The following is a 21730-nucleotide window of genomic DNA, read 5'->3' as shown; positions in this document are numbered from 1 at the left end:
TGCACGGCCGGCGGCTCCGGGTCCGGCCGTGCACCCGGTACCGGCTCGGCGGGCGCGGGGCGCGGGGCAGGGGCCGAGGCCCGGACCCCGCGCTCCGGCGGGCCGTCAGGAGGTGGGGGCGAAGTCCTTCAGGGCGGCCGCCTGGACCTCGCGGTGCACCGGCCACTCGCTCGCGGGGGCCGCGACCAGGACGGCGTACATCCGCCCGTCCGGGGTGGTCAGGACCCGCTCGACGCCGCGCCGGCGGCTGCCGGTCTCGGCGCTGTCGTACTCGTAGACCAGCTCGGCCGAACCGTCGCCGCGGTCGCCGATCTCGATCTGCGTGAAGCCCGGGTTGGCGGAGAGCTGTTCGGACGCGCCCTGTACCGCTTCGAGCGGGGTCATGCCGGGCTCGTTCACGCGGAACACCTGCACGAGGGAGGTCCGGTCGGCGGAGCGGTAGAAGACGCCGGCCTTCAGCTCCTCCCGCCGCCAGCCCTCCGGGACGGCGATGCGGAAGCCGGCCGGGTCGTCCACCACGCGGTACCCCGCCGGGGCGGAGGGCGAGGGAGAGGGCGAAGCCTGGTCCGACGGCGGGTCGGAGGGCGTCGGAGAGGCCTCCCCCGTGGCTTCCGTCGGGCTGACGGGTGCGGAGGACAGGGTGGTGCTGGGGCGCGGGGCGGGCGCCCCGTCGCCGCGCTGTACGAACCACACGACCGCCGCCCCGGCCGCGAGGGCCGCCACCGCGACGCCGGCGGTCAGCGGGGTCAGCCAGCCCTGGCCGGCGGGCCGGGGCGGCGGCGGAGGCGGGGGCGGTACGAAGGGCCCGCCGGTGGGCCCGTACCGGGGCGGCACGGACGGGTGCGGCGGCAGCGCGGGCAGGGCGCCGGAACCGGGGTGGCCGGGCCACGCCCCCGCCGCCCGCGTCTCGGCGTCGGCCACCGAAGCGGCCCCGCCGAGCGGGTCGTACGCGGGCCCGCCCCCGGCCACCGGCCCGAACCCGACACCCCCGCCGTGCCCCGCCGCCTGCCCGGTACCGGGCCAGGCCTCCGCAGCCGGCTCCGGCCGGGCGCCGGGTACCCGACCGGACCCCGACGCCTCGTCGGCGGAAGCCCGACCGGCACCCGGAGCCGGCGGTGCGTCGGGGCCGGGCGGCGGCGCGTCGGGGCCGGGCGGCGGCGCGGCTGCCCGGTGCTGCTCACGCTCCGCGTGGCCCGCCGGCTCCTCCGGCGGGCCGAATTCCCAGCTCTGGGTCTGGGGGTTCCAGCGGGGACCGCTTTCCGGCACGCCTCAGCCCCCCAGCAGCTGCGCGACGGCCGCGGCCAGGGCACCGCCGGAGGCCAGCAGCTCCAGGACCGGCCCGGAGTCGGCGAGCGCGTCGCGGAGCCGGGTCAGCCGGCCCCGCGTCACCTCGCCGGAGGCCTCGTACTCGTCCTCCGCACCGACCAGTTCGGCCTCCAGCACCTCCGTGGGCCCGGTGCGCCGCACCCGCGCCAGGTCCGCCCGCAGCTCGCGGACCGCCCGCAGCAGCTCCTCCTGGGCGGCGTCGCGCGGGGCGCCGTGGAAGACGTTGGTGTTGTTCGCCGTACCGCCCGCGCCGAAGTTGACCGCGCTGCCCTCGATCCGGCCGATCCGGACCGGGCCCGCGGGCTCCGGCCCGTGTTCCCCGTTACCTGCCGCCACCCTTGGCCCCCTTGGCTCCGCTCACGGTGTTGGTGTTGCTCGCGGTGCCCTTCTCCCCGAAGTTGACCGCGCTGTGGCTGACCGAGTCGACGTACGTCGAGCCCGCGCTCAGGTTGACGATCTTCTGCTCGAACTCGCCCGTCTGCCAACCCGCTTCGTACAGCGCCAGTTTCACCCCCTCCGTCACCCGGTCCTGGATGGTCTTGCGGTACCGGTCGTGGTCCATCCGCTGGAACAGCGACAGCCTGAAGTCGGTGGCCAGCTCCCGGACGGCCCGTTCCGGCCCCGCCGGGCGGGCCCCGCCGTGCCCGGCGGTCAGCACCCGCCAGAGGCTCACCACCCCGCGGCCCAGCGTGGCGAGGGCCGCGGTCAGCGAGCGCGGGGCGTGGGAGAGCGCCCAGACCAGCTTCCCGAAGCGGTTGTTGTTCCGGTAGCGCTGCGCGATGTCGTCGGCCCTCTGGAACGCCTCGCGCACCGGCGGCAGCACGTGCGGGGCGAACTCCAGCATCAGCATCCCGCCCTGGGTGTGCACTCGTACGTACACGGTGACGACCATGTCCTCGTCCCAGCCGCCCACCCGGATGCGCAGGAAGTGGCGCCGCTTCTCGCCGCCCTCCTCCACCGACCCGGCCCGGTGGAGCTCGAAGTCGCCCTGCCGGGTCGGCGCCGCATCGCGCGTCGGCAGCCCGGCGGCCGGCAGGAACACGCACTCGTCGACCACCAGCTCCCGCAGCCGGTCGAGGACGGCCGCGGCGACCGCGGGGTCCCGGCGCGGCGAGGGCACCCTGAGCGCTTCGACCAGCTTCACGATCCGGCCGAGCAGCTGCTCGTTGTCGAGCTGCTCCGGCTTGCGGGTGCCGAGGTCGGTGCGCGGCCTGAGTTCGACCGAGAGGTGCCAGACGTCCCAGGGCCAGCCGGCGCCGCGGAAGGGCGCCGCCGTGTCGTACATGATCAGGGGCGAGTGCTGCTCCGCGCGGATCAGCCGCTGGATGCGGCGGAAGCGTACGCCGGGCTGGCCGTCGGCGGGGTCGGAGCGGACGTCGGGGTAGCGCTGCGGGGACAGTTCGCCGGCCATCATCCGGGAGAACCGGCCGCGCTGGAGCCCGGCGAGACCGGCCAGCAGCAGGAAGAAGAGCGCGACGCCCCAGGCGTTCTCCAGGAAGCCGCCCTCGTAGTCGGTGTACCAGTACTGCCAGTCGTCCGGGAGCGCGAGCTGCTCCAGGTCGACCAGGCGGCCGTTCTCGAAGACGAACTCGACGAGCGCGTTGTCGTACCGCTCGTAGTGCGTGCCGGCGTACAGGTTGACGCCCAGGCCGAAGAAGGCGAGGGCCATCAGCAGCCGCGCGTACCAGCGCACCAGCCCGCCGACGAAACGCAGCGGCGGGTTCTTCTTGTCGCGGCTGATCCGCGCGGCCAGGGCCAGCAGCAGGCAGGGCAGCAGGAAGTACGCGAGGAACAGCCCGCCGGTGAGCTTCCAGGCCAGCAGCCAGACCGCGACGACCGCCGCGGCGTAGCGCAGTTCGGTCCGTCTGGCGCGCAGGGCGTGGGCGAGGACCCGGGCCGCGTCGAAGCCGTGGCTGGGCGCGACGAGGCGCTCCTCGTGGACGTACAGCTCGTCGATGACCTGGTCCCGGAAGGCGGGGTCGAGGTAGACGCCGGCGCACATGAGGCGGCCGGCCTCGCTGGCGGCCGGCGCGACCGGCGGTTTGCCGAGCAGCAGCGGGTCCGGGGGCCGGGGCGGCTGGGGCGGTAAGTGGGCCGACTGGGTCATCCGCGCACCCTAGGACCGGCCCTGCGGGCGGTGACAGCGTCAAACGCGCCAAAACGCCCCGGCAGGGTTTGCCGGGGCGTTCGGTGGTGCCGGTTCACGGCGCGTCAGCGCGCCGGGTGCCGGGTCAGAGCAGGCCGAGCTCGCGGACCGCGTCGCGCTCCTCGGAGAGCTCCTGCACCGAGGCGTCGATGCGGGTGCGGGAGAACTCGTTGATGTCCAGGCCCTGGACGATCTCGTACTTGCCGTCCTTGCAGGTGACGGGGAAGGAGGAGATCAGGCCCTCCGGGACGCCGTAGGAGCCGTCCGACGGGATGCCCATGGAGGTCCAGTCGCCCTCGGCGGTGCCGTTGACCCAGGTGTGGACGTGGTCGATCGCGGCGTTGGCGGCGGAGGCGGCCGAGGAGGCGCCACGGGCCTCGATGATGGCCGCGCCGCGCTTGGCGACGGTCGGGATGAAGGTGTCGGCCAGCCACTGCTCGTCGTTGACGACCTCGGCGGCGTTCTTGCCGGCGATCTCCGCGTGGAAGATGTCCGGGTACTGGGTCGCCGAGTGGTTGCCCCAGATGGTCAGGCGCTTGATGTCGGAGACGGCGGCACCGGTCTTGGCGGCCAGCTGCGAGATCGCGCGGTTGTGGTCCAGGCGGGTCATCGCGGTGAAGCGCTCGCGCGGTACGTCCGGCGCGGCGGCCTGGGCGATCAGGGCGTTGGTGTTGGCCGGGTTGCCGACGACCAGGACCTTGATGTCGTCCGCGGCGTGGTCGTTGATGGCCTTGCCCTGCGGCTTGAAGATGCCGCCGTTGGCGGAGAGCAGGTCACCGCGCTCCATGCCGGCCGTACGCGGGCGGGCGCCGACCAGGAGGGCGACGTTGGCGCCGTCGAACGCCTTGTTGGCGTCGTCGGTGATCTCGATGCCGCGCAGCAGCGGGAAGGCGCAGTCGTCGAGCTCCATGGCGGTGCCCTCGGCGGCCTTCAGGCCCTGCGGGATCTCCAGGAGGCGCAGGTTGACCGGCACGTCCGCGCCGAGCAGGTGACCGGAGGCGATGCGGAAGAGCAGCGCGTAGCCGATCTGGCCGGCGGCGCCGGTGACGGTGACATTCACGGGAGTGCGGGTCATGGCCTTCTCCGTTAGACAGCTGGCGGTGGGGCCTCCCGGCCCCATGTGCTGGAGGACGCCGCTTCCCTGTGAATCTTGACGTGAAGAGACATCCGCGGGTCAGGCTATCCGACCCGGGACACGTCCAACCCCCGACCCCGTGTGGTCCGTCGCACACGGGTCGGGGGTTCGAAGGAATGGCGTACGTTCCGCCGTCGATCAGAAGATCAACGCACCGTGAACCGGACCGCGTCCTCGAGGAACGGCAGCTCCAGCAGGGGCTTCGGTTCCACGGCCAGCGCGAGCAGCACGATCGCCGCGCCGAGCACCCCGTACGTCACCATGTCGGTGAACCGGGAGCGGACGGCCAGCATGCCCACCGAGGGCAGCACCCGCCGCAGCACGGCGGCCACGATGAGCGCCACGCCGATGGTCAGGCAGCCCGCCCGGAAGTAGTCCAGTGCGGTGAGCAGCAGCCCGACCGCGGTGGCCCCGAGCACGCTGAGCATCGGCCACTGCCGCGCGGGGGCGGGAGCGTCGCCGGGCGCGGCGCGGCCACCGCCCTCGGGCCGGGCGGTGTCGCGCGTGACCTGGGGGAAGCGGCGGGAGGTCTGCTGCCCCTGCTGTTCCCCCTGTCCGTTGCGCTCAGCCAGCACGGTGCTCGTCCCGCTCCGCCTGCTCGGCCGCCTCCGCCTCGTCGTCGCGCGCCGACCGCTCGGCCGCCTCGACCACGTTCACCAGCAGCTGGGCCCGCGTCATGGGGCCGACGCCGCCCGGGTTCGGGGAGAGCCAGCCGGCCACCTCCGCGACGCCCGGGTGGACGTCCCCGACGATCTTGCCGTTCTCGTCGCGGCTGACGCCGACGTCCAGCACGGCCGCGCCCGGCTTCACGTCCTCGGGCTTGACCAGGTGCGGGACGCCCGCCGCGGCGACGATGACGTCCGCCTGGCGCAGCTGCGCGGACAGGTCGCGCGTACCGGTGTGGCACAGGGTCACGGTCGCGTTCTCGGACTTGCGGGTGAGCAGCAGGCCGATGGAGCGGCCGACCGTGACGCCGCGGCCGACGACCGCGACGTGCGCGCCGTTCAGCTCGACGCCGTGGTGGCGGAGCAGGTGCACGATCCCGTAGGGGGTGCAGGGCAGCGGGCCGGGCTCGTTGAGGACGAGGCGTCCGAGGTTGGTCGGGTGGAGCCCGTCGGCGTCCTTGGCCGGGTCCATCAGCTCCAGCACGCGGTTGGTGTCGATGCCCTTGGGGAGCGGGAGTTGGACGATGTAGCCCGTGCACTCGGGGTTCGCGTTGAGTTCACGTACGACCGCTTCGATGTCCTCCTGCGTGGCGGTGTCGGGCAGTTCGCGCTGGATCGACGCGATGCCGACCTCGGCGCAGTCCCGGTGCTTTCCGTTGACGTACCAGCGGCTGCCCGGGTCGTCGCCGACCAGCAGCGTTCCCAGGCCGGGGGTGATTCCGCCGGCCTTGAGAGCCGCTACGCGGGCGGTCAGTTCGGACTTGACAGCGGCTGCGGTGGCCTTGCCATCGAGAATCTGGGCAGTCATGACCCCATCCTCCCGGATGGAGTCGCCCGGTTCCACTTCCGCCCGTACACGGGATGTGGGTGGTGTGAAGGGAGGTTGCACTTGCACAACGGGAGCTGCAACCGACTGGACAAGAGCGAGCCGCTCCGACCACGATGGCCGGATAGTAGTGCCGCGGGCAGTGCCGGGGGGGCCGACCGCTCAGATCGACAGTTTCCTCCTCGCGCGGCCTTGCGTCCCCGCACTTCCCAACGGAGGAACTCGCAAGATGAGCTTCGGCGACCCGAACAACCCGTACGGGCAGCAGCCCCAGGGCCAGCCCGGCTACGGCTACCCGCAGCAGGCCCCCCAGGGTGTCCCGCCGCAGGGCGGCTACGGCTACCCGCAGCAGGGCCAGCCCGCCTACGGCGCCGTGCCTCCGCAGGCCCCCGGCACCCTCCAGGCCAACAACGGCTACATCAACGTCGCCGGCCTGGGCACCGTCCAGGTGGCGACCATGGGCCGCCGCTTCGGTGCCCGTCTGATCGACGGCGTCGCCATCGGCATCCTGTACGCCATCTTCAGCGCGATCGGCATCGCGGGCGTCTTCGGCGCCTCGAAGACCATCGACGACTGCTCGGGCTACGACCCGCTGTCCTCCGCCTACTCGGACTGCCTCAACGAGGCCAACGAGGCCGCGGCCGGCTTCGTCATGACCTTCCTGGGCATGATGCTGCTGTTCTTCCTCATCACCCTGCTCTACGAGTGGCTGATGATCGCCTTCGTCGGCGCCACCCTCGGCAAGATGGCCCTGGGCCTGAAGGTCGTCAAGGAGAACACCGGTCAGGCCCCCGGCCTGGGCGGCGGCTTCATCCGCTGGATCATCCCGATCGTCGGTGCCTTCCTCTGCTACATCGGCGCCGTGCTCGTCTACCTGTCGCCGTTCTTCGACAACTCGGGCAAGCTCCAGGGCTGGCACGACCGCGCCGCGGGCACCCTCGTCGTCAAGACGAAGTAACCATTCCGCGCGTACACACCGCGTAAAGGCCGAAGGCCGCGTCCCGCAGTGCGGGACGCGGCCTTCGCCGTCTTCCGGGTCCGTCAGTGGAAGAAGTGACGGGTGCCGGTGAAGTACATGGTCACCCCGGCCTTCTTCGCGGCCTCGACGACCTGCTCGTCCCGGACCGAACCGCCCGGCTGGACCACGGCCTTCACGCCGGCCTCGGTGAGGATCTCCAGACCGTCGGGGAACGGGAAGAACGCGTCGGAGGCGGCGTACGAGCCCCGAGCGCGCTCCTCGCCCGCCCGCTCGACCGCGAGCTTCGCGGAGTCCACGCGGTTGACCTGGCCCATGCCGACGCCGACCGAGGCGCCGTCCTTGGCCAGCAGGATGGCGTTCGACTTCACCGCACGGCAGGCCTTCCACGCGAAGGCCAGCTCGGCGAGCTCGGACTCCGAGAGCGCCTCGCCGGTCGCCAGGGTCCAGTTCGCCGGGTCGTCGCCCTCGGCCTGGAAGACGTCGGCCTGCTGGAGCAGCACGCCGCCGGAGACCTGACGCAGGTCGCCCACCGGGCGGCCGTCGCCGTCGACCTTCAGCACGCGGATGTTCTTCTTCTTGGCCAGGACCTCCAGCGCGCCGTCCTCGTACGCCGGGGCCGCGATGACCTCGGTGAAGATCTCGGCGACCTGCTCGGCCAGCTCCACCGTCACCGGACGGTTGACGGCGATGACGCCGCCGAACGCGGACAGCGGGTCACACGCGTGCGCCTTGCGGTGCGCCTCGGCGACGTCCGCGCCGACCGCGATGCCGCACGGGTTGGCGTGCTTGATGATCGCCACGCACGGCTCGTCGTGGTCGTAGGCGGCGCGGCGGGCGGCCTCGGTGTCCACGTAGTTGTTGAAGGACATCTCCTTGCCGTGCAGCTGCTCGGCGTTGGCGAGCCCGCCCGGCTGCCCGTCGGTGTACAGCGCGGCACCCTGGTGCGGGTTCTCGCCGTAGCGCAGCGACGCCTTGCGCTCCCAGGCGCCGGCCAGGAACTCCGGCAGTACGGCGCCCTCTTCGGGCGCGTACGCGTTCGTGAACCAGGAGGCCACGGCCACGTCGTACGCGGCGGTGTGCTGGAAGGCCTCGGCCGCCAGCCGCTTGCGCGCGCCCAGCTCGAAGCCGCCGCCCTGCACGGCCTCCAGCACGTCGCCGTACCGCTCGGGGCTGACCACCACGGCCACCGAGGGGTGGTTCTTGGCGGCGGCGCGCACCATGGAGGGCCCGCCGATGTCGATCTGCTCGACGCACTCGTCGGGGGTCGCGCCCGAGGCCACGGTCTCGCGGAACGGGTACAGGTTGACGACCACCAGGTCGAACGGCTCCACGCCCAGCTCGCCGAGCTGCTCGCGGTGGCTCTCCAGCCGCAGGTCGGCCAGGATGCCGGCGTGCACGCGCGGGTGCAGGGTCTTGACCCGGCCGTCCAGGCACTCGGGGAAGCCGGTCAGCTCCTCGACCTTGGTGACGGGCACACCCGCGGCGGCGATCTTCGACGCCGTCGAACCGGTCGACACCAGCGTGACGCCCGCCTCGTGCAGCCCGCGGGCCAGCTCTTCCAGCCCGGTCTTGTCGTAGACGCTGACGAGCGCGCGTCGGATGGGCCGCTTGTTCGTACCTTCGGCGGTCACTGGATCGTTACCTTTCGTCCCTCGATGCGGTAGCCGTTGCGGGCCAGACGCCCCACGACATCGACGAGCAGCCTGCGCTCGACTTCCTTGATGCGCTCATGGAGAGCGGCTTCGTCGTCCCCGTCCCGGACCTCGACCACACCCTGGGCGATGATCGGACCGGTGTCCACGCCGTCGTCCACGAAGTGGACGGTGCAGCCGGTGACCCTGGCCCCGTAGGCCAGCGCGTCCCGCACGCCGTGCGCGCCGGGGAAGGACGGCAGCAGGGCGGGGTGGGTGTTGACGAACCGCCCGCCGAACGACGCGAGGAACTCCTTCCCCACGATCTTCATGAACCCGGCGGACACCACCAGGTCCGGCTCGTACGAGGCGGTGGCCGCGGCCAGCGCCGCGTCCCACTCCTCGCGGCTCGCGTAGTCCTTGACCTGGCACACGAAGGTGGGGATCCCTGCGCGCTCCGCACGCTCCAGACCGGCGATCCCGGGACGGTCGGCCCCGACGGCCACGATCTCGGCACCGTAACCCTCGGGGTCGGCGGCGATGGCGTCGAGCAGGGCCTGGAGGTTGGTGCCGGAACCGGAGACCAGCACGACCAGGCGGGAGGAGGCCATGACAGGCCCTTTCTCACGGGGTGCGTCTTGTGTGGTCGTACAAAAACGTAAGACCCCGTTTTACGGGGAACCATACGAAGCGACTGACCGCCTGCAACGATACCGGCACACCGGACGGCCCCCGAGGGACGGGGGGATGGCCGGGCGGTAGCGTCTGGCGTACAGCGCTCACCCGACCAGTCGCCCAGGGGAAGAAACTCACCCGATGCCGGACCCACGCCAGTCCCCCGCCCAGCCGCCCGCGCCCCAGGGCGAAGACAACCCCTTCGCGGCGCCGCCGGAGGGACGTCCCGACCAGCCGTGGGAGCCGCGGCGCGTGACGGACCACGGCAAGGGCGGCGACCCCGAGGGCCCCGGCAAGGACCCCGACCAGCAGCGGGGCCGCTGGGACCCCACGGACCCGGTCCAGCGCCGCGCCCGCTACGCACTCCTGTCGGGCATGTGGGCCTTCTTCTTCACCCTCTTCGGCATCCCGGCGATGGGCCTCCTCCTGGGGTCCCTCGCCATGTACTGGGGCATCAGCTCGCTCCGCGCCAAGCCGGCCCCCAACGCCCCCGCGCCCGAAGGCCCGATCCGCCCCCAGACGACGGCAGCGGTCAGCGGCCTCCTGACGGCGGTCCTGGCCCTCCTCCTCACGGCGGGCACGTACGCGATGCAGCTGGTCTACAAGGACTTCTACGTCTGCCGCGACGACGCCCTGACGAAGTCCGCGGAACTGAAGTGCAACGACCTTCTCCCGGACCCCCTCCGCGACCTGATCGGCGTAAAGAAGTAGCCACCCGGGCCCACCCACCACGCCCCCGTACCCACACCCACCCGCACCCCGCACCCACCCCGCACCCACCCCGCACCCGCCGAACCAATCCCAGCCCCCACACCGAGACCGCGAATCAACGCACCACGGGGCAACGAACCCGCTCCCGGCCCGGCGCACGCCGTCCCCCCGGGCGTTCCTCCCGGGGTCGTCCGCCGAGGTCTTCACCTCCGGGACGCGCCGGGCCGTCAAGGGTGGAGCGCAGCGGAATCGCCGCAGGCGACGCGACGGAGGAGCGCCCTTGACGGCCCGGTGCGTCCCGGAAACCCTCGGCAGGCGGACGACCCGACACCGCGGCGGTGGCCGGCGCGGGGCGCCCGGGTACCGGACCGGGCCTGGCGCGCAGCTACGGCGCGCCGCCGGGCACCGGCCCCTCGTCCTCCGGCACCCGCTGCACGCGCGGGACGATCCGGGTACCGGTCAGGCCCACCGGCGTCAACGGGGGAAGGGCACGGGCCCGCACCTCTTCGAGAGCCTCCTCCAGGGCAAACGCGTCGTCCCGCCCTTCCTCCCTCACGCCAACCCCGACCCCAACCCCAACCCCACCCTCGATCTCCGGAATCAAATCCCCCGCCGACCTCCGCAAGGCCTCCCACCGGACCTCGCGCACCCCGCTGTCGTGCCAGGTGCCCGCGTCCCAGGCGCCGCCCTCCCCGTCCTCGTCCTCCCCGCCCACCAGCTCGGCCGGGAGCAGCCGCCAGGCCCGTACCCCCAGCGCCACGGGTACGCCGAGCAGCGCGGTCCACCCCGCGGCGGCAGCGCCGACGGCCCACCACACCGGCCCGAGGGAGACCAGTCGCCCGGAGCCCAGCGAGCCCGCGGCCGCCGCGGCCAGCGCCGCCAGCGCACCGCCGCACACCAGCGCCCCGTAGAGGGCGGTGAGGGCGGCCTCCCCCCAGGTGTCCTCGTCCGCGTCGCGACCCACGAACCACCCCAGCACCACACCCGCGACCACCGGCACCCCCAGCGCGGCCCAAGTGGCCGGAGACCCGGAACCCGCCGGCGGCAGCGCGGCGAGCAGCGGAAAGCCGGGCAGCGCGGGCGCGCCCGCGAAGGCCAGGGGCGTCGCGGTCGCGGTGGCCCCGAGCGCGAACCCGGGCCCGAGTCCGTAGGCGGCCCCCCAGACAGCGGCGTTCGGAATCAGCGCGAGCGCCAGGAGCAGCACCGCGAAGCGGCCCGACCAGACGCCGGTGAGTTCCAGGAACGAGCGCTGCGCGTCCCCCGCGTGCCACACCAGCGAGGCACCGACCAGCAGGGCGCCGCCCCCCACCAGTACGAGGGTCGCAGCGGCGCCCGAACGCAGCGCGGTCTCGAAACCGGGGCGCATCAGGTGCCGGCGCACGCCCCTCGGCAGCCAGCCCGGCGGCGGCCCGTACGGGCGTCCCCGTGAGCTCCACACCCCCGCGGCGGCGGCGAACACCACCACCATCGGCACGTGCCAGGCCGCACTCAGCGGGTCGGCCGGCATCGGACCGCCGGCGGCGTACACCGTGGCGGCCGCGGCGACGAGCAGGTACCCACACACCACAGCGGAGAAAACAGCTCCAGCGGACAACGACTCGCCCCGCGCACCACCACCACCAGCAGCACCAGCACCAGCACCAGCACCAAGCCCAGCCCTCACCCCACCGACCCCAGCCCCAGCCCCGACCCCGGCCCCGGCCTCCCCCGGTTCGCCCTCCCGTTGCACCTCACCCGCCAGGTGCCCCTCACCCTCACCCTCCCCCTCGTACAGGGCGATCCGCACCGCGCGCCGCACCAACCACACGGGCAGCGCGACGAGCAGCAACGGGGTGAGCCCGACGGGGGCCGGCACCCCGGACAGGGTGTCGTACCTGATCAGCTCGGTGCCGTGGGCCAGCAGCCACAGCCCCGCCGCCACGTGCAGCGCGGCACCGGGCCCGCTGTCGGGGTAGGGCGAGCTGATCCACAGCACCATGACGAGGACGGCCAGGGCACCCAGGCCCAGGCCGGCGGCGAGTGCGCCGCCCAGTACGCAGGCGGCGGCCGCCGGGGAGCGGCGGCGACGGCCGGACGACACGTGGGTCACGCGGACATGGTCCCAACGACACGCGCTGAGGCCGCGTAACAGGCGAATGATCGTAGTGTCTCGCAATATACGGTTATGTACTTTTTCGGCCAAGGGAGCGTTCCGGGGAGTCCGGCATGACACAAAGCGTCGACACCGCCTCCGACCTGTCCCTGCCCTCCCCCAAGGAGCGGCGGCGGCTGCGCGAGACCGGGGACCTCACCCCGGAGGAGCTCGCGGCGGCGCTGGGCGTGACCCCGACGACGGTCCGCTCGTGGGAGACGGGCCGCACCGAGCCCCGCGGCCGCAAGCGCGAGGCGTACGCGAAGATCCTGGACCGGCTGGGCTCGCTCGCGGAAGAACCAACGGACACGGAACCGGCACCGCCCGAAGCGGAAGCCACACGGCCGGAACCCGGGCCGGAACCCAGGCACCCCGAACCCGGGCACCTCGAACCCGGGCACCTCGAACCCACGCACCCCGAACCCGACCAGCCCGAGCCTCCCCCGTCCGGCCCCCGGGCCGGGTGGGGCAGGCCGCTGCCGCCCGCCAAGCCGGCCTCCCCCAGCACCCGGCCCAAGCCGGCCGCCAAACGTGCCGTGCGACCACCGATGCTGGTGGCCCGCCACAACCCGCCCCGCAGGGACCAGTTGGCGGCAGCCTTCGCGGCAGCCCGCGAACGGGCCTCGGTAGGCATGTCGGCCCCCGCAGAAACGTCCCGGCAGACGGCACCTGAGCCCCCCTCACCCGCACCCGCACCCGCACCCGCACCCGCCGACTCTCCGGCCCCCACGTCGGCCGACCAGGAGGGCATCGAGGAGGGCATCGAGGAGCACCAGGCAGCTCCCTCCGAACCACCCCTGCCCCCCGACGCCGACGCCGACCCCGACGCCGACGCCGACCCCGACCCCGACGCCACCCCCACCCCACCCCCGACCCCACCCGCCCTGACCCCGGAACAGACCTTCGACGCCCTCTACGCCTACTGCGCCGGCGCCCTCATCCGGCAGGCCTACCTGCTCACCGGCCGCCGCGCACTCGCCCATGAGGCGGTCGAACGGGCCTTCCAGCAGGCCTGGGAACGCTGGCCCGAGGTCGCCACCGACCCGGACCCGGTGGGCTGGGTGCGCGCGGTGGCGCACGAGTACGCGCTCTCTCCCTGGCACCAGTTGCGCCGCGCCCACAAGCACCCCGACCAGCCCCCCGCCTCTCCCGCGGACCGGGCGCTGATGGACGCGATGCTCGATCTGACCCCGGTGCACCGCAGGACCGTGCTGCTGTACGACGGCGTGGGCCTGGACCTGCCCGAGACGGCAGCGGAGACCGAGGCCAGTACGCCGGCCACGGGGCAGCGGCTGCTCAACGCGCACGCCCGGCTCACAGAACGGCTGCCGGAGCTGTCCGCACCGGGGGCCCTGCACCACAGGCTGGGTTCCGTCGTGCCGTCCGTACGGCTGGAGCCGCGGCCGGCGGCGATGGTCCGGACGGCGGGCGAGCACCGCACCCGGCGGTGGACCCGCGCCGTGATCGGGCTGACGGCGGTGATCGCGGCGGCCACGGCCTACACGACCGCGACCGCGCCGAGGGAGTACGTGCCCAAGGAGGCCCCCGGCACGGCCGTATCCGGCGTCCCCCCACACGGCGGCCCCCAGCAGCTCACCGAACAGGACGTGGAACTGCGCCAGAAGCTCCGCTCGGAGCCGGCCCCGGGCCCGGAACGCCTGGTCCCGAGCAGCACCTGACCACCAGCCACCTCCCCCCCCAGCACCGAAAAAACGGCCGCGGCCCGCACCCCGTTCAGGGATGCAGGCCGCGGCCGCGCTCTGCCTCAAGACATCAAGGCATCAAGGCATCGGCACCCATCAGGCGCCGCAGGAATCAGGCACCCGCGAGGATCTCGCGCGCCAGCTTCGCGGTCTCGGTCGGCGTCTTGCCGACCTTGACACCGGCGGCCTCAAGGGCCTCCTTCTTCGCCTGGGCGGTGCCGGAGGAGCCGGAGACGATGGCGCCGGCGTGGCCCATGGTCTTGCCCTCGGGGGCGGTGAAGCCCGCGACGTAACCGACGACCGGCTTGGTGACGTTGGCCTTGATGAAGTCGGCCGCACGCTCCTCGGCGTCGCCGCCGATCTCACCGATCATGACGATCAGCTCGGTCTCCGGGTCGGCCTCGAAGGCCTCCAGGGCGTCGATGTGCGTGGTGCCGATGACCGGGTCGCCACCGATGCCGACGGCGGAGGTGAAGCCGATGTCACGGAGCTCGTACATCATCTGGTAGGTCAGCGTGCCGGACTTCGACACGAGACCGATCTTGCCGGGCTTGGTGATGTCGCCCGGGATGATGCCGGCGTTGGACTGGCCGGGGGTGATCAGGCCGGGGCAGTTCGGGCCGACGATGCGGGTCTTGTTGCCCTTGGCCTTCGCGTACGCCCAGAAGGCGGCGGAGTCGTGCACCGCGATGCCCTCGGTGATCACGACGGCCAGCGGGATCTCGGCGTCGATGGCCTCGACCACGGCGGCCTTGGCGAACGCCGGCGGCACGAAGAGGACGGAGACGTCGGCGCCGGTCTTCTCCATGGCCTCGGCGACGGAGCCGAAGACCGGGACCTCGGTGCCGTCGAAGTCGACGGAGGTGCCGGCCTTGCGCGGGTTCACGCCGCCGACGATGTTGGTGCCGTCACCGAGCATGAGCTTGGTGTGCTTCATGCCGGTGGCACCGGTCATGCCCTGGACGATGACCTTGCTGTCCTTGGTGAGGAAGATAGCCATGGCTTTGTGTTCCCCTCTTCCTTACTTCGCAGCCGCGAGCTCGGCGGCCTTGTCGGCCGCGCCGTCCATGGTGTCCACGCGCTGGACCAGCGGGTGGTTGGCGTCCGACAGGATCTTGCGACCCAGCTCCGCGTTGTTGCCGTCGAGACGGACGACGAGCGGCTTGGTGACCTCTTCGCCCTTCTTCTCCAGCAGGGCGAGGGCCTGGACGATGCCGTTGGCGACCTCGTCGCACGCGGTGATGCCACCGAAGACGTTGACGAAGACCGACTTGACGTCCGGGTCGCCGAGGATGATCTCGAGACCGTTCGCCATCACCTCGGCGGAGGCGCCGCCACCGATGTCGAGGAAGTTGGCGGGCTTGACGCCACCGTGGTTCTCACCGGCGTACGCGACCACGTCGAGGGTGCTCATGACGAGACCCGCGCCGTTGCCGATGATGCCGACCTCGCCGTCGAGCTTGACGTAGTTGAGGCCCTTGGCCTTGGCCGCGGCCTCAAGCGGGTTCGCGGCGGCCTTGTCCACGAGCTCCTCGTGGGACGGCTGACGGAACTCGGCGTTCTCGTCGAGCGAGACCTTGCCGTCGAGGGCGATGACGTCACCGGAGGCGACCTTGGCCAGCGGGTTGACCTCGACGAGGAGCGCGTCCTCGGCGACGAAGGTCTTCCACAGGGTCACGAGGACCTCGGCGACCTTCTCGGCGACCTCGGCCGGGAACTGCCCCTGGGCGACGATCTCGCGGGCCTTCTCGATGGAGACGCCCTCGTTGGCGTCGACCGGGACCTTGGCGAGCTTCTCGGGGGTCGTCGCGGCGACCTCCTCGATGTCCATGCCACCCGCGACCGAGGCCATGGCCAGGAAGGTGCGGTTGGTGCGGTCGAGGAGGTAGGAGACGTAGTACTCCTCGAGGATCTCCGGAGCGGTCTCCGCGATCATCACCTTGTGGACCGTGTGGCCCTTGATGTCCATGCCCAGGATGTCCGTCGCTCGGGCGACGGCCTCGTCCGGGGTGGCGGCCAGCTTGACGCCGCCGGCCTTGCCGCGGCCGCCGACCTTCACCTGCGCCTTGACGACCGACTTGCCGCCCAGTCGCTCGGTCGCCTCGCGCGCCGCCTCAGGCGTGTCGATGACTTCACCGGCCAGCACCGGTACACCGTGCTTGGCGAAGAGGTCCCTCGCCTGGTACTCGAACAGGTCCACGCGCGTCCGTCCCTTGTCTTCAAAGATTTCGCAGTGATCGCGGTTGTCTGCGTGGGCGTGCCGCGAAGGGCAACGTGACGGCGCTGTCACAAGGGAAGCGCACACGGTGACCGTGGACGCGGCATGTCCGTCCGGCAGGTTATCCCCGTGGGACGTAGGTCCCTAAATCGCATGTCACAACAGAGCGGTGATTCGCCTCACAGATCGCCTCACATCTGAGCTGCGACTTCGTGTGATCTCACCATTTACGGTAGGCCGTACCGCGCGCTCGCGCCGCCCGCGGTCGGCCGGCCGGAGGGCGCCCCGGCCACCCTCCGTCACCACGCCCGGCGTTCCGGCGCGTACGGCCCGTCACGGAACGGGCAGCGGCCGCTTCTCGATCGCGGCGGCCATCACCTCAGGGAACAGGTCGGGCGTGCAGGCGAAGGCGGGCGCGCCGAGGGCGGCCAGCGCCGCCGCGTGCTCGTGGTCGTAGGCGGGCGCGCCCTCGTCGGACAGGGCCAGCAGGGTGACGAACTGCGTGCCGGCGGCCTTCATCGCGGCGACGCGCTTGAGCATCTCGTTGCGTATCCCGCCCTCGTAGAGGTCGCTGATGAGGACGACGACGGTGTCCGCGGGCCGGGTGATCTTCGACTGGCAGTAGGCGAGGGCGCGGTTGATGTCGGTGCCGCCGCCGAGCTGGGTGCCGAAGAGGACGTCCACCGGGTCGTCGAGCTGGTCGGTCAGGTCCACCACCGCGGTGTCGAAGACGACGAGCCGGGTGGCGATGGACCGCATGGAGGCGAGGACCGCGCCGAAGACGGACGCGTACACGACGGACGCGGCCATGGAACCTGACTGGTCGATGCAGAGGATCACGTCCTTCTTCACCGACTGCGCCGCCCGGCCGTACCCGACCAGCCGCTCGGGCACGACGGTGCCGTGTTCGGGCAGGTAGTTCTTGAGGTTCGCCCGGATGGTGCGGTCCCAGTCGATGTCCCGGTGGCGGGGCCGGCTGACCCGGGCGGACCGGTCGAGCGCGCCGGTCAGGGTGGCGCGGGTCCGGGTGGCCAGGCGCTTCTCCAACTGCTCGACCACCTTGCGGACCACCGCCCGCGCGGTCTCGCGGGTGGTCTCCGGCATCGCCTTGTTGAGGGAGAGCAGGGTGCCGACGAGGTGGACGTCCGCCTCCACGGCCTCCAGCATCTCCGGCTCCAGGAGCAGGGTGGACAGGCCGAGGCGGTCGATGGCGTCGCGCTGCATCACCTGGACGACCGAGGCGGGGAAGTACGTACGGATGTCCCCGAGCCAGCGGGCCACGGCCGGCGCGGACCCCCCGAGCCCGGCCGAACGGTCGCCGGACCGCTTCCGCCCGCCGCCACCGCCGTAGAGGACACTCAGCGCCGCGTCCATCCCGGCGTCCCGCCCGTCCAGCCGGCACCCCGTCCCGTCCCCGCCCGCGCCGCCGAGCACGAGCCGCCACCGCCGCAACCGCTCCCCGGCGGCATCGCCGCCACCGGACACGCCCGCGGTCCCACCGGCACCGGACGCGTCCGCACCCCCGCCGGTACCGGCACCCGCGCCGGCACCCCGGTCCGGGGCGGTGCCACCTGCAGTGCCCGCCTTGCCGGTGCCACCGGCACTGCCGACGCCACCTGCGCCACCTGCGCGCGGTCTCTCCGCCGCGTCCGGCAGCACGCCCGTCCCCCCGGACCCCGGCAGGGCCGTCACAGCCCCGCCGGCCGGGGCGTCCCCGGCGTTGCCCGCCCCCGCCTGGCCGGCCGCCGGACCCGCGAACCCCGGGGTGCCCGCCCCGGCCATGGCCGCACCCGCGCCCACCGGATTCACCGTCGGCAGTTCGCTCCACAAGCCCGCGTGGTTCTCGGCGTGCTTCATCCGCTCGTCCCCCTCTGGGTCGTCCGCACGTCCTCCGTGCGCCGTCCTGCGTCGTGTTCGTTGCGTGTTTCGCGTTCGTGCTCGTCTTCCGCCGCCTGCTGCGAAGGCAGCCGCCCCGGGTCCGCTGCCCGGGCACCGGGGCGGCGGCCTGCCCGGGCACCGGGGCGGCGGCCTGCCCGGCCACCCCGGCGGACCGTCCGGCCCCCACTCCTCGCCCGCACCCCCGCCGGGCGGTCCCGGCCGCACCCGTCCGGCGGCCCCGCAGGGCCCCGCGTCAGGCCGCGGCTCCCGCCCCCAGCAGCAGCGTGATCAGCGGGACCACCGCGTCGGCGCGGGTCGGGTCGAGGTCAGCGGCGAAGCCCTCGGCGCCCGCTCCGGTGGCGGCCGGGGCCGCGCCCGGGCCGCGGCGTACCAGTTCGCCCAGCGTGCGCCGCACCCCCGGCTCGTACGCGCCGAACGTCCGCCGCAGCAGCGGCAGTACGTTGGTGAACGCGCCCGCCGGTACGGAGGTCAGCCACGCATCGATCAGGCCCAGCAGCCGCTCGTCGTGGACCAGCAGCGTGCCGCCGCCCCCCGCGCCGCCGGCGAAGCCCTCGATCCAGCCCGCGGCGTCGGCCGGCGGCGTGGCCGGAGAGAGCGCCAGGCCCATCAGACGGGCCGTCTCATCCGGCTCCAGCCGCCCCTCGTCCAGCAGCAGCCGTGCCGCCCGGCCGCGGATCACCCCGGGTATCGCGTCGCGCCCCGCGAGCCCCTTCAGCACGGCGGCCCACCGCTCCCGCAGTCCCTCGGTCTCCAGCAGGGCCACCGCGCCGTGCACGGCGTCCACGTGCCCCCGCAGCGCCTCCGCGGCGTCGGCGTCCAGGCCGGCCGCGCAGGCCGGGGGCAGGGCCACGCAGATGCGCTCGGCGAGGCCCGCCGCGACCGTGCCCAGCGCGGCCGTGTCCGTGCCCCGTACGTCGCCGTACCTGAGCGAACGCGCCAGTGCGGGCAGCGCCTTGGCGAGCCCCGCCACGTCGGTGTCGAGCGCGGCGAGATCCGCGAGCACCCGCAGGACGGCCGGCAGCGCCTCGCCGAGCCCGGCCAGCAGGCACCGCTCCGCGAGGGCGGTGACCTCGCCCAGCTCCTGCGCCGCTGTCGCGTCCGCCTCGGCCTTGGCCACGGCGGCGGCCTGCACGGTGGTGCCCCAGATGCCGGCCTCCGCCACCCGCACCGACAGCTCGGGCTCCCAGCGCAGCCGCCAGGTCTCCCGGAACGTGCCCGTGCCGCCCCGCGAGGCCGCCGGCTCGCCCCAGTGGACTCCGAGCAGCCGGAGCCGGTGCAGCAGCAGGCTGCGGGCCGCGTCGGTCTCGCCGCGGAGGTCCAGCTCCAGCTCGCGGTCGCGCGCCTCGGGCTTGAGCCGCAGCGTGCGCTGGCGCTTGGTCAGGTCCCGCTGGAGGGGCACCACGGGCGCGCTGTCCGGGACCTCGCCCAGCGCGTCGCCGACGACCAGCCGGTCCTCGATCAGCGCGAGCGGGACGTCCGAGCCCTCGCACATCACCGCGCGCACCGCGTCCATGGTCTCGGAGAGCCCCGGCAGCGGCCGGTCCCGCACGGCGGCGAGCGTCCCGGCCAGCCGCACCGCCTCGATGACGTGCGCCGAGGAGACCTGCCTGTCCTCCGCGCGCAGCAGCCCCGCGACCCTCGTCAGCCAGCGCTCCACCGGCCGGTCCGGTGCCGCGAAGAGGTGTCCGTACCAGCCCGGGGAGGCGATCCCCGCGCCGTACCCGGAGGAGCGGGCGAGCCTGCGGTGCGTCCACGGGACCCAGGCCAGCTCGACCTTGGCCTTGGGCAGCCCGGTGAGCAGCGCCCGGTCGGCCGTGGCCGTGGTCTTCGCGCGCAGCGCGGGGACGTGCCACGCGCCGCAGACGACGGCGTAGTCGTCGCCGAACTCGCGGCGGGCGGCCCGCATCCGCTGGCGCATGTACGCCTCGCGGACCAGGTCGCGCCGGTCGCCGCCGTGGCCGTACTCCTCGCGCAGGGCGGCCATGGCGTCGCCCACGGCCTCGAAGGCGGCGAGCCCGGCGCCGGTGCGGTGCTCGACGGCGTCCTCCCACCAGCGCTCGGGGTCGTCGTAACCGGCGGCGTCGGCGAGCACGGCGAGCGGGTCCAGCCGCAGGGCCGCCCCTTCGGCCTCCGCCCCCTCGGCCCCCGCCTCCTCCGGATCGGGGCCCGAGCCCCCGTCCGGCCGGGCGGCCAGCGTGTGGGCGGCGGGCAGGTCGATGAAGCGGACCGGCACGCCGACGTCCAGGGCCCAGCGGATGGCGACCCACTCGGGCGAGAACTCGGCCAGCGGCCAGAACGCGGCCCGGGCGGGGTCGTCCACGACGTGGGCGAGCAGCGCGACGGGGGGACGCATCCCGGGGTCGGCGGCCAGCGGCAGCAGGTCGTCGGCCTCGGGCGGGCCCTCGATCAGCACGGCCGCGGGCCGTACGGCGTCCAGCGCGGCCCGCACCGCCCGGGCCGAACCGGGACCGTGGTGCCGCACCCCCAGCAGGGCGGGCCCGGTCATACGGTCACCTCCCGGCAGGCGCGGTAGAAGTCCTTCCAGCCCTCGCGCTCGCGGACGACCGCCTCCAGGTACTCCTGCCAGACGACCTTGTCGGCCGCCGGGTCGCGGACGACGGCGCCGAGGATGCCGGCGGCCACGTCCGAGGGGCGCAGCACGCCGTCCCCGAAGTGGGCGGCCAGCGCGAGGCCGTTGGTGACGACGGAGATCGCCTCGGCGGTGGACAGGGTGCCGCTGGGGGTCTTGACCTTGGTGCGGCCGTCGGCGGTGACGCCGTCCCGCAGCTCGCGGAAGACGGTGACGACGCGCCGGATCTCGTCGATGCCGTCGGGCCCCGTGGGGAGGTCGAGCGAGCGCCCCATCTGGTCCACCCGGCGGGCGACGATGTCGACCTCGGCCTCGGGGGTGGCGGGCAGCGGCAGCACGACGGTGTTGAAGCGGCGGCGCAGCGCGCTGGACAGCTCGTTGACCCCGCGGTCGCGGTCGTTGGCGGTGGCGATGAGGTTGAACCCGCGTACGGCCTGCACCTCTTCGCCGAGTTCGGGGATGGGCAGGGTCTTCTCGGACAGGACGGTGATGAGGGTGTCCTGGACGTCGGCGGGGATGCGGGTCAGCTCCTCGACGCGCGCGGTCATGCCCTCGGCCATGGCCCGCATGACGGGGCTGGGCACGAGTGCCTCGCGGCTGGGGCCGTGGGCGAGGAGCCGGGCGTAGTTCCAGCCGTACCTGATGGCCTCCTCGGGGGTGCCCGCCGTGCCCTGTACGAGCAGGGTGGAGTCGCCGCTGACGGCGGCCGCGAGGTGTTCCGACACCCAGGTCTTGGCCGTGCCGGGCACGCCGAGGAGCAGCAGGGCCCGGTCGGTGGCCAGGGTGGTGACGGCGACCTCGACGGTGCGGCGCGGTCCGACGTACTTGGGTGTGATGACCGTGCCGTCGGGCAGCGTGCCGCCGAGCAGGTACGTGGCGACGGCCCACGGGGACAGCTTCCAGCGGGCCGGCCGGGCCCGGTCGTCGGCGGCCGCGAGGGCCTTCAGTTCCGCCGCGAAGGCGTCCTCGGCATGCGGTCGCAGCGCCTGTGCGCCGGTGCTGTTCTCGGGCGTGGTCATGGCTTCCCCCTCCAAGTCGTGCCGTGTGGTTTCCACGGTGCACCACCCCACTGACAACACCCTTCGTTCCAGGCGT

Annotated in this window: 17 protein-coding genes; 3 read left to right on the top strand and 14 right to left on the bottom strand. The window is 73.5% G+C overall.

All coding sequences use genetic code 11. From position 1 onward, the window contains the following. Nucleotides 1-105: 105 nt before the first annotated feature. The 6 genes from ACIF6F_RS15120 to ACIF6F_RS15095 form a co-directional block, all read right to left on the bottom strand. Complete coding sequence (locus tag ACIF6F_RS15120; RefSeq protein ID WP_399946281.1) at nucleotides 106-969, bottom strand: serine/arginine repetitive matrix protein 2; 864 nt, start codon at nucleotides 967-969, stop codon at nucleotides 106-108. Between the two features lie 300 nt (nucleotides 970-1269). Continuing rightward, nucleotides 1270-1662, bottom strand: coding sequence for a hypothetical protein (locus tag ACIF6F_RS15115; RefSeq protein ID WP_399946279.1), 393 nt, complete (start codon nucleotides 1660-1662; stop codon nucleotides 1270-1272). Then, nucleotides 1649-3433: a hypothetical protein gene (locus ACIF6F_RS15110; protein WP_399946277.1), complete on the bottom strand. Its 1785-nt coding sequence runs from the start codon at nucleotides 3431-3433 to the stop codon at nucleotides 1649-1651. Before ACIF6F_RS15110 ends, ACIF6F_RS15115 begins: the two co-directional genes overlap by 14 nt. A gap of 124 nt (nucleotides 3434-3557) precedes the next feature. Next, nucleotides 3558-4547: a malate dehydrogenase gene (locus ACIF6F_RS15105; protein WP_399946274.1), complete on the bottom strand. Its 990-nt coding sequence runs from the start codon at nucleotides 4545-4547 to the stop codon at nucleotides 3558-3560. 206 nt (nucleotides 4548-4753) lie between these two features. Beyond that, the gene (locus ACIF6F_RS15100; protein WP_399946271.1) at nucleotides 4754-5182 is read right to left on the bottom strand and encodes a DUF3017 domain-containing protein; all 429 of its coding nucleotides are present in this window, start codon (nucleotides 5180-5182) and stop codon (nucleotides 4754-4756) included. Further along, nucleotides 5172-6080 carry a bifunctional methylenetetrahydrofolate dehydrogenase/methenyltetrahydrofolate cyclohydrolase gene (locus ACIF6F_RS15095; protein ID WP_399946268.1) on the bottom strand — a complete coding sequence of 303 codons (909 nt, stop codon included), beginning with the start codon at nucleotides 6078-6080 and terminating at the stop codon, nucleotides 5172-5174. Before ACIF6F_RS15095 ends, ACIF6F_RS15100 begins: the two co-directional genes overlap by 11 nt. 247 nt (nucleotides 6081-6327) lie before the next feature. On the opposite strand from ACIF6F_RS15095, the gene ACIF6F_RS15090 reads away from it, so the two are divergent. Next, a complete protein-coding gene (locus tag ACIF6F_RS15090; protein WP_399946265.1) occupies nucleotides 6328-7056 on the top strand; it encodes an RDD family protein in 729 nt (242 codons plus the stop codon). A gap of 83 nt (nucleotides 7057-7139) precedes the next feature. Here the strand turns inward: ACIF6F_RS15090 and purH are convergent, their stop codons facing one another. Together purH and purN are read right to left on the bottom strand one after the other, a co-directional pair. Continuing rightward, nucleotides 7140-8708, bottom strand: coding sequence for a bifunctional phosphoribosylaminoimidazolecarboxamide formyltransferase/IMP cyclohydrolase (gene purH / locus ACIF6F_RS15085; RefSeq protein WP_399946263.1), 1569 nt, complete (start codon nucleotides 8706-8708; stop codon nucleotides 7140-7142). Then, entirely contained in the window at nucleotides 8705-9319 is a 615-nt protein-coding gene (purN, locus tag ACIF6F_RS15080) for a phosphoribosylglycinamide formyltransferase (protein ID WP_399946260.1), read from the bottom strand. The genes purH and purN overlap by 4 nt, the downstream gene beginning before the upstream one ends. Before the next feature lie 205 nt (nucleotides 9320-9524). Between purN and ACIF6F_RS15075 the strand changes: the two genes are divergently transcribed. Beyond that, complete coding sequence (locus ACIF6F_RS15075) at nucleotides 9525-10094, top strand: hypothetical protein (protein ID WP_399946257.1); 570 nt, start codon at nucleotides 9525-9527, stop codon at nucleotides 10092-10094. A 385-nt stretch (nucleotides 10095-10479) separates the two neighbouring features. Here the strand turns inward: ACIF6F_RS15075 and ACIF6F_RS15070 are convergent, their stop codons facing one another. After that, complete coding sequence (locus ACIF6F_RS15070; RefSeq protein WP_399946537.1) at nucleotides 10480-12174, bottom strand: DUF6350 family protein; 1695 nt, start codon at nucleotides 12172-12174, stop codon at nucleotides 10480-10482. 125 nt (nucleotides 12175-12299) lie between these two features. On the opposite strand from ACIF6F_RS15070, the gene ACIF6F_RS15065 reads away from it, so the two are divergent. Beyond that, nucleotides 12300-13904, top strand: coding sequence for a helix-turn-helix domain-containing protein (locus ACIF6F_RS15065; RefSeq protein ID WP_399946254.1), 1605 nt, complete (start codon nucleotides 12300-12302; stop codon nucleotides 13902-13904). Nucleotides 13905-14040: 136 nt separating this feature from the next. Here ACIF6F_RS15065 and sucD read toward each other — a convergent pair whose 3' ends face one another. The 5 genes from sucD to ACIF6F_RS15040 form a co-directional block, all read right to left on the bottom strand. Continuing rightward, nucleotides 14041-14928, bottom strand: a complete 888-nt coding sequence (gene sucD / locus ACIF6F_RS15060) for a succinate--CoA ligase subunit alpha (RefSeq protein WP_399946252.1) — start codon at nucleotides 14926-14928, stop codon at nucleotides 14041-14043. A 21-nt stretch (nucleotides 14929-14949) separates the two neighbouring features. Continuing rightward, nucleotides 14950-16128: an ADP-forming succinate--CoA ligase subunit beta gene (gene sucC / locus ACIF6F_RS15055; RefSeq protein WP_399946249.1), complete on the bottom strand. Its 1179-nt coding sequence runs from the start codon at nucleotides 16126-16128 to the stop codon at nucleotides 14950-14952. Between the two features lie 351 nt (nucleotides 16129-16479). Next, complete coding sequence (locus ACIF6F_RS15050; protein ID WP_399946533.1) at nucleotides 16480-17631, bottom strand: VWA domain-containing protein; 1152 nt, start codon at nucleotides 17629-17631, stop codon at nucleotides 16480-16482. A gap of 646 nt (nucleotides 17632-18277) precedes the next feature. After that, nucleotides 18278-20551 carry a DUF5682 family protein gene (locus ACIF6F_RS15045; protein ID WP_399946246.1) on the bottom strand — a complete coding sequence of 758 codons (2274 nt, stop codon included), beginning with the start codon at nucleotides 20549-20551 and terminating at the stop codon, nucleotides 18278-18280. Beyond that, on the bottom strand, nucleotides 20548-21654 hold the full coding sequence (locus ACIF6F_RS15040; RefSeq protein WP_399946244.1) for an AAA family ATPase: 1107 nt from the start codon (nucleotides 21652-21654) through the stop codon (nucleotides 20548-20550). The genes ACIF6F_RS15045 and ACIF6F_RS15040 overlap by 4 nt, the downstream gene beginning before the upstream one ends. Between the last annotated feature and the right edge of the window lie 76 nt (nucleotides 21655-21730).

It is taken from the genome of Streptomyces sp. NPDC086023, assembly GCF_044540325.1.
Lineage (GTDB): Bacteria > Actinomycetota > Actinomycetes > Streptomycetales > Streptomycetaceae > Streptomyces.
The sequence above is the reverse complement of the archived record's forward strand: the minus strand, read 5'-3'. Positions and strand labels throughout refer to the sequence as shown.

Coding starts and splice junctions, on each gene's coding strand:
- ACIF6F_RS15105 (WP_399946274.1), bottom strand. CDS start 4,547: ATGACCCGCACTCCCGTGAATGTCACCGTCACCGGCGCCGCCGGCCAG.
- ACIF6F_RS15095 (WP_399946268.1), bottom strand. CDS start 6,080: ATGACTGCCCAGATTCTCGATGGCAAGGCCACCGCAGCCGCTGTCAAG.
- ACIF6F_RS15045 (WP_399946246.1), bottom strand. CDS start 20,551: ATGACCGGGCCCGCCCTGCTGGGGGTGCGGCACCACGGTCCCGGTTCG.
- ACIF6F_RS15075 (WP_399946257.1), top strand. CDS start 9,525: ATGCCGGACCCACGCCAGTCCCCCGCCCAGCCGCCCGCGCCCCAGGGC.
- ACIF6F_RS15090 (WP_399946265.1), top strand. CDS start 6,328: ATGAGCTTCGGCGACCCGAACAACCCGTACGGGCAGCAGCCCCAGGGC.
- ACIF6F_RS15065 (WP_399946254.1), top strand. CDS start 12,300: ATGACACAAAGCGTCGACACCGCCTCCGACCTGTCCCTGCCCTCCCCC.
- purN (WP_399946260.1), bottom strand. CDS start 9,319: ATGGCCTCCTCCCGCCTGGTCGTGCTGGTCTCCGGTTCCGGCACCAAC.
- sucD (WP_399946252.1), bottom strand. CDS start 14,928: ATGGCTATCTTCCTCACCAAGGACAGCAAGGTCATCGTCCAGGGCATG.
- ACIF6F_RS15040 (WP_399946244.1), bottom strand. CDS start 21,654: ATGACCACGCCCGAGAACAGCACCGGCGCACAGGCGCTGCGACCGCAT.
- ACIF6F_RS15110 (WP_399946277.1), bottom strand. CDS start 3,433: ATGACCCAGTCGGCCCACTTACCGCCCCAGCCGCCCCGGCCCCCGGAC.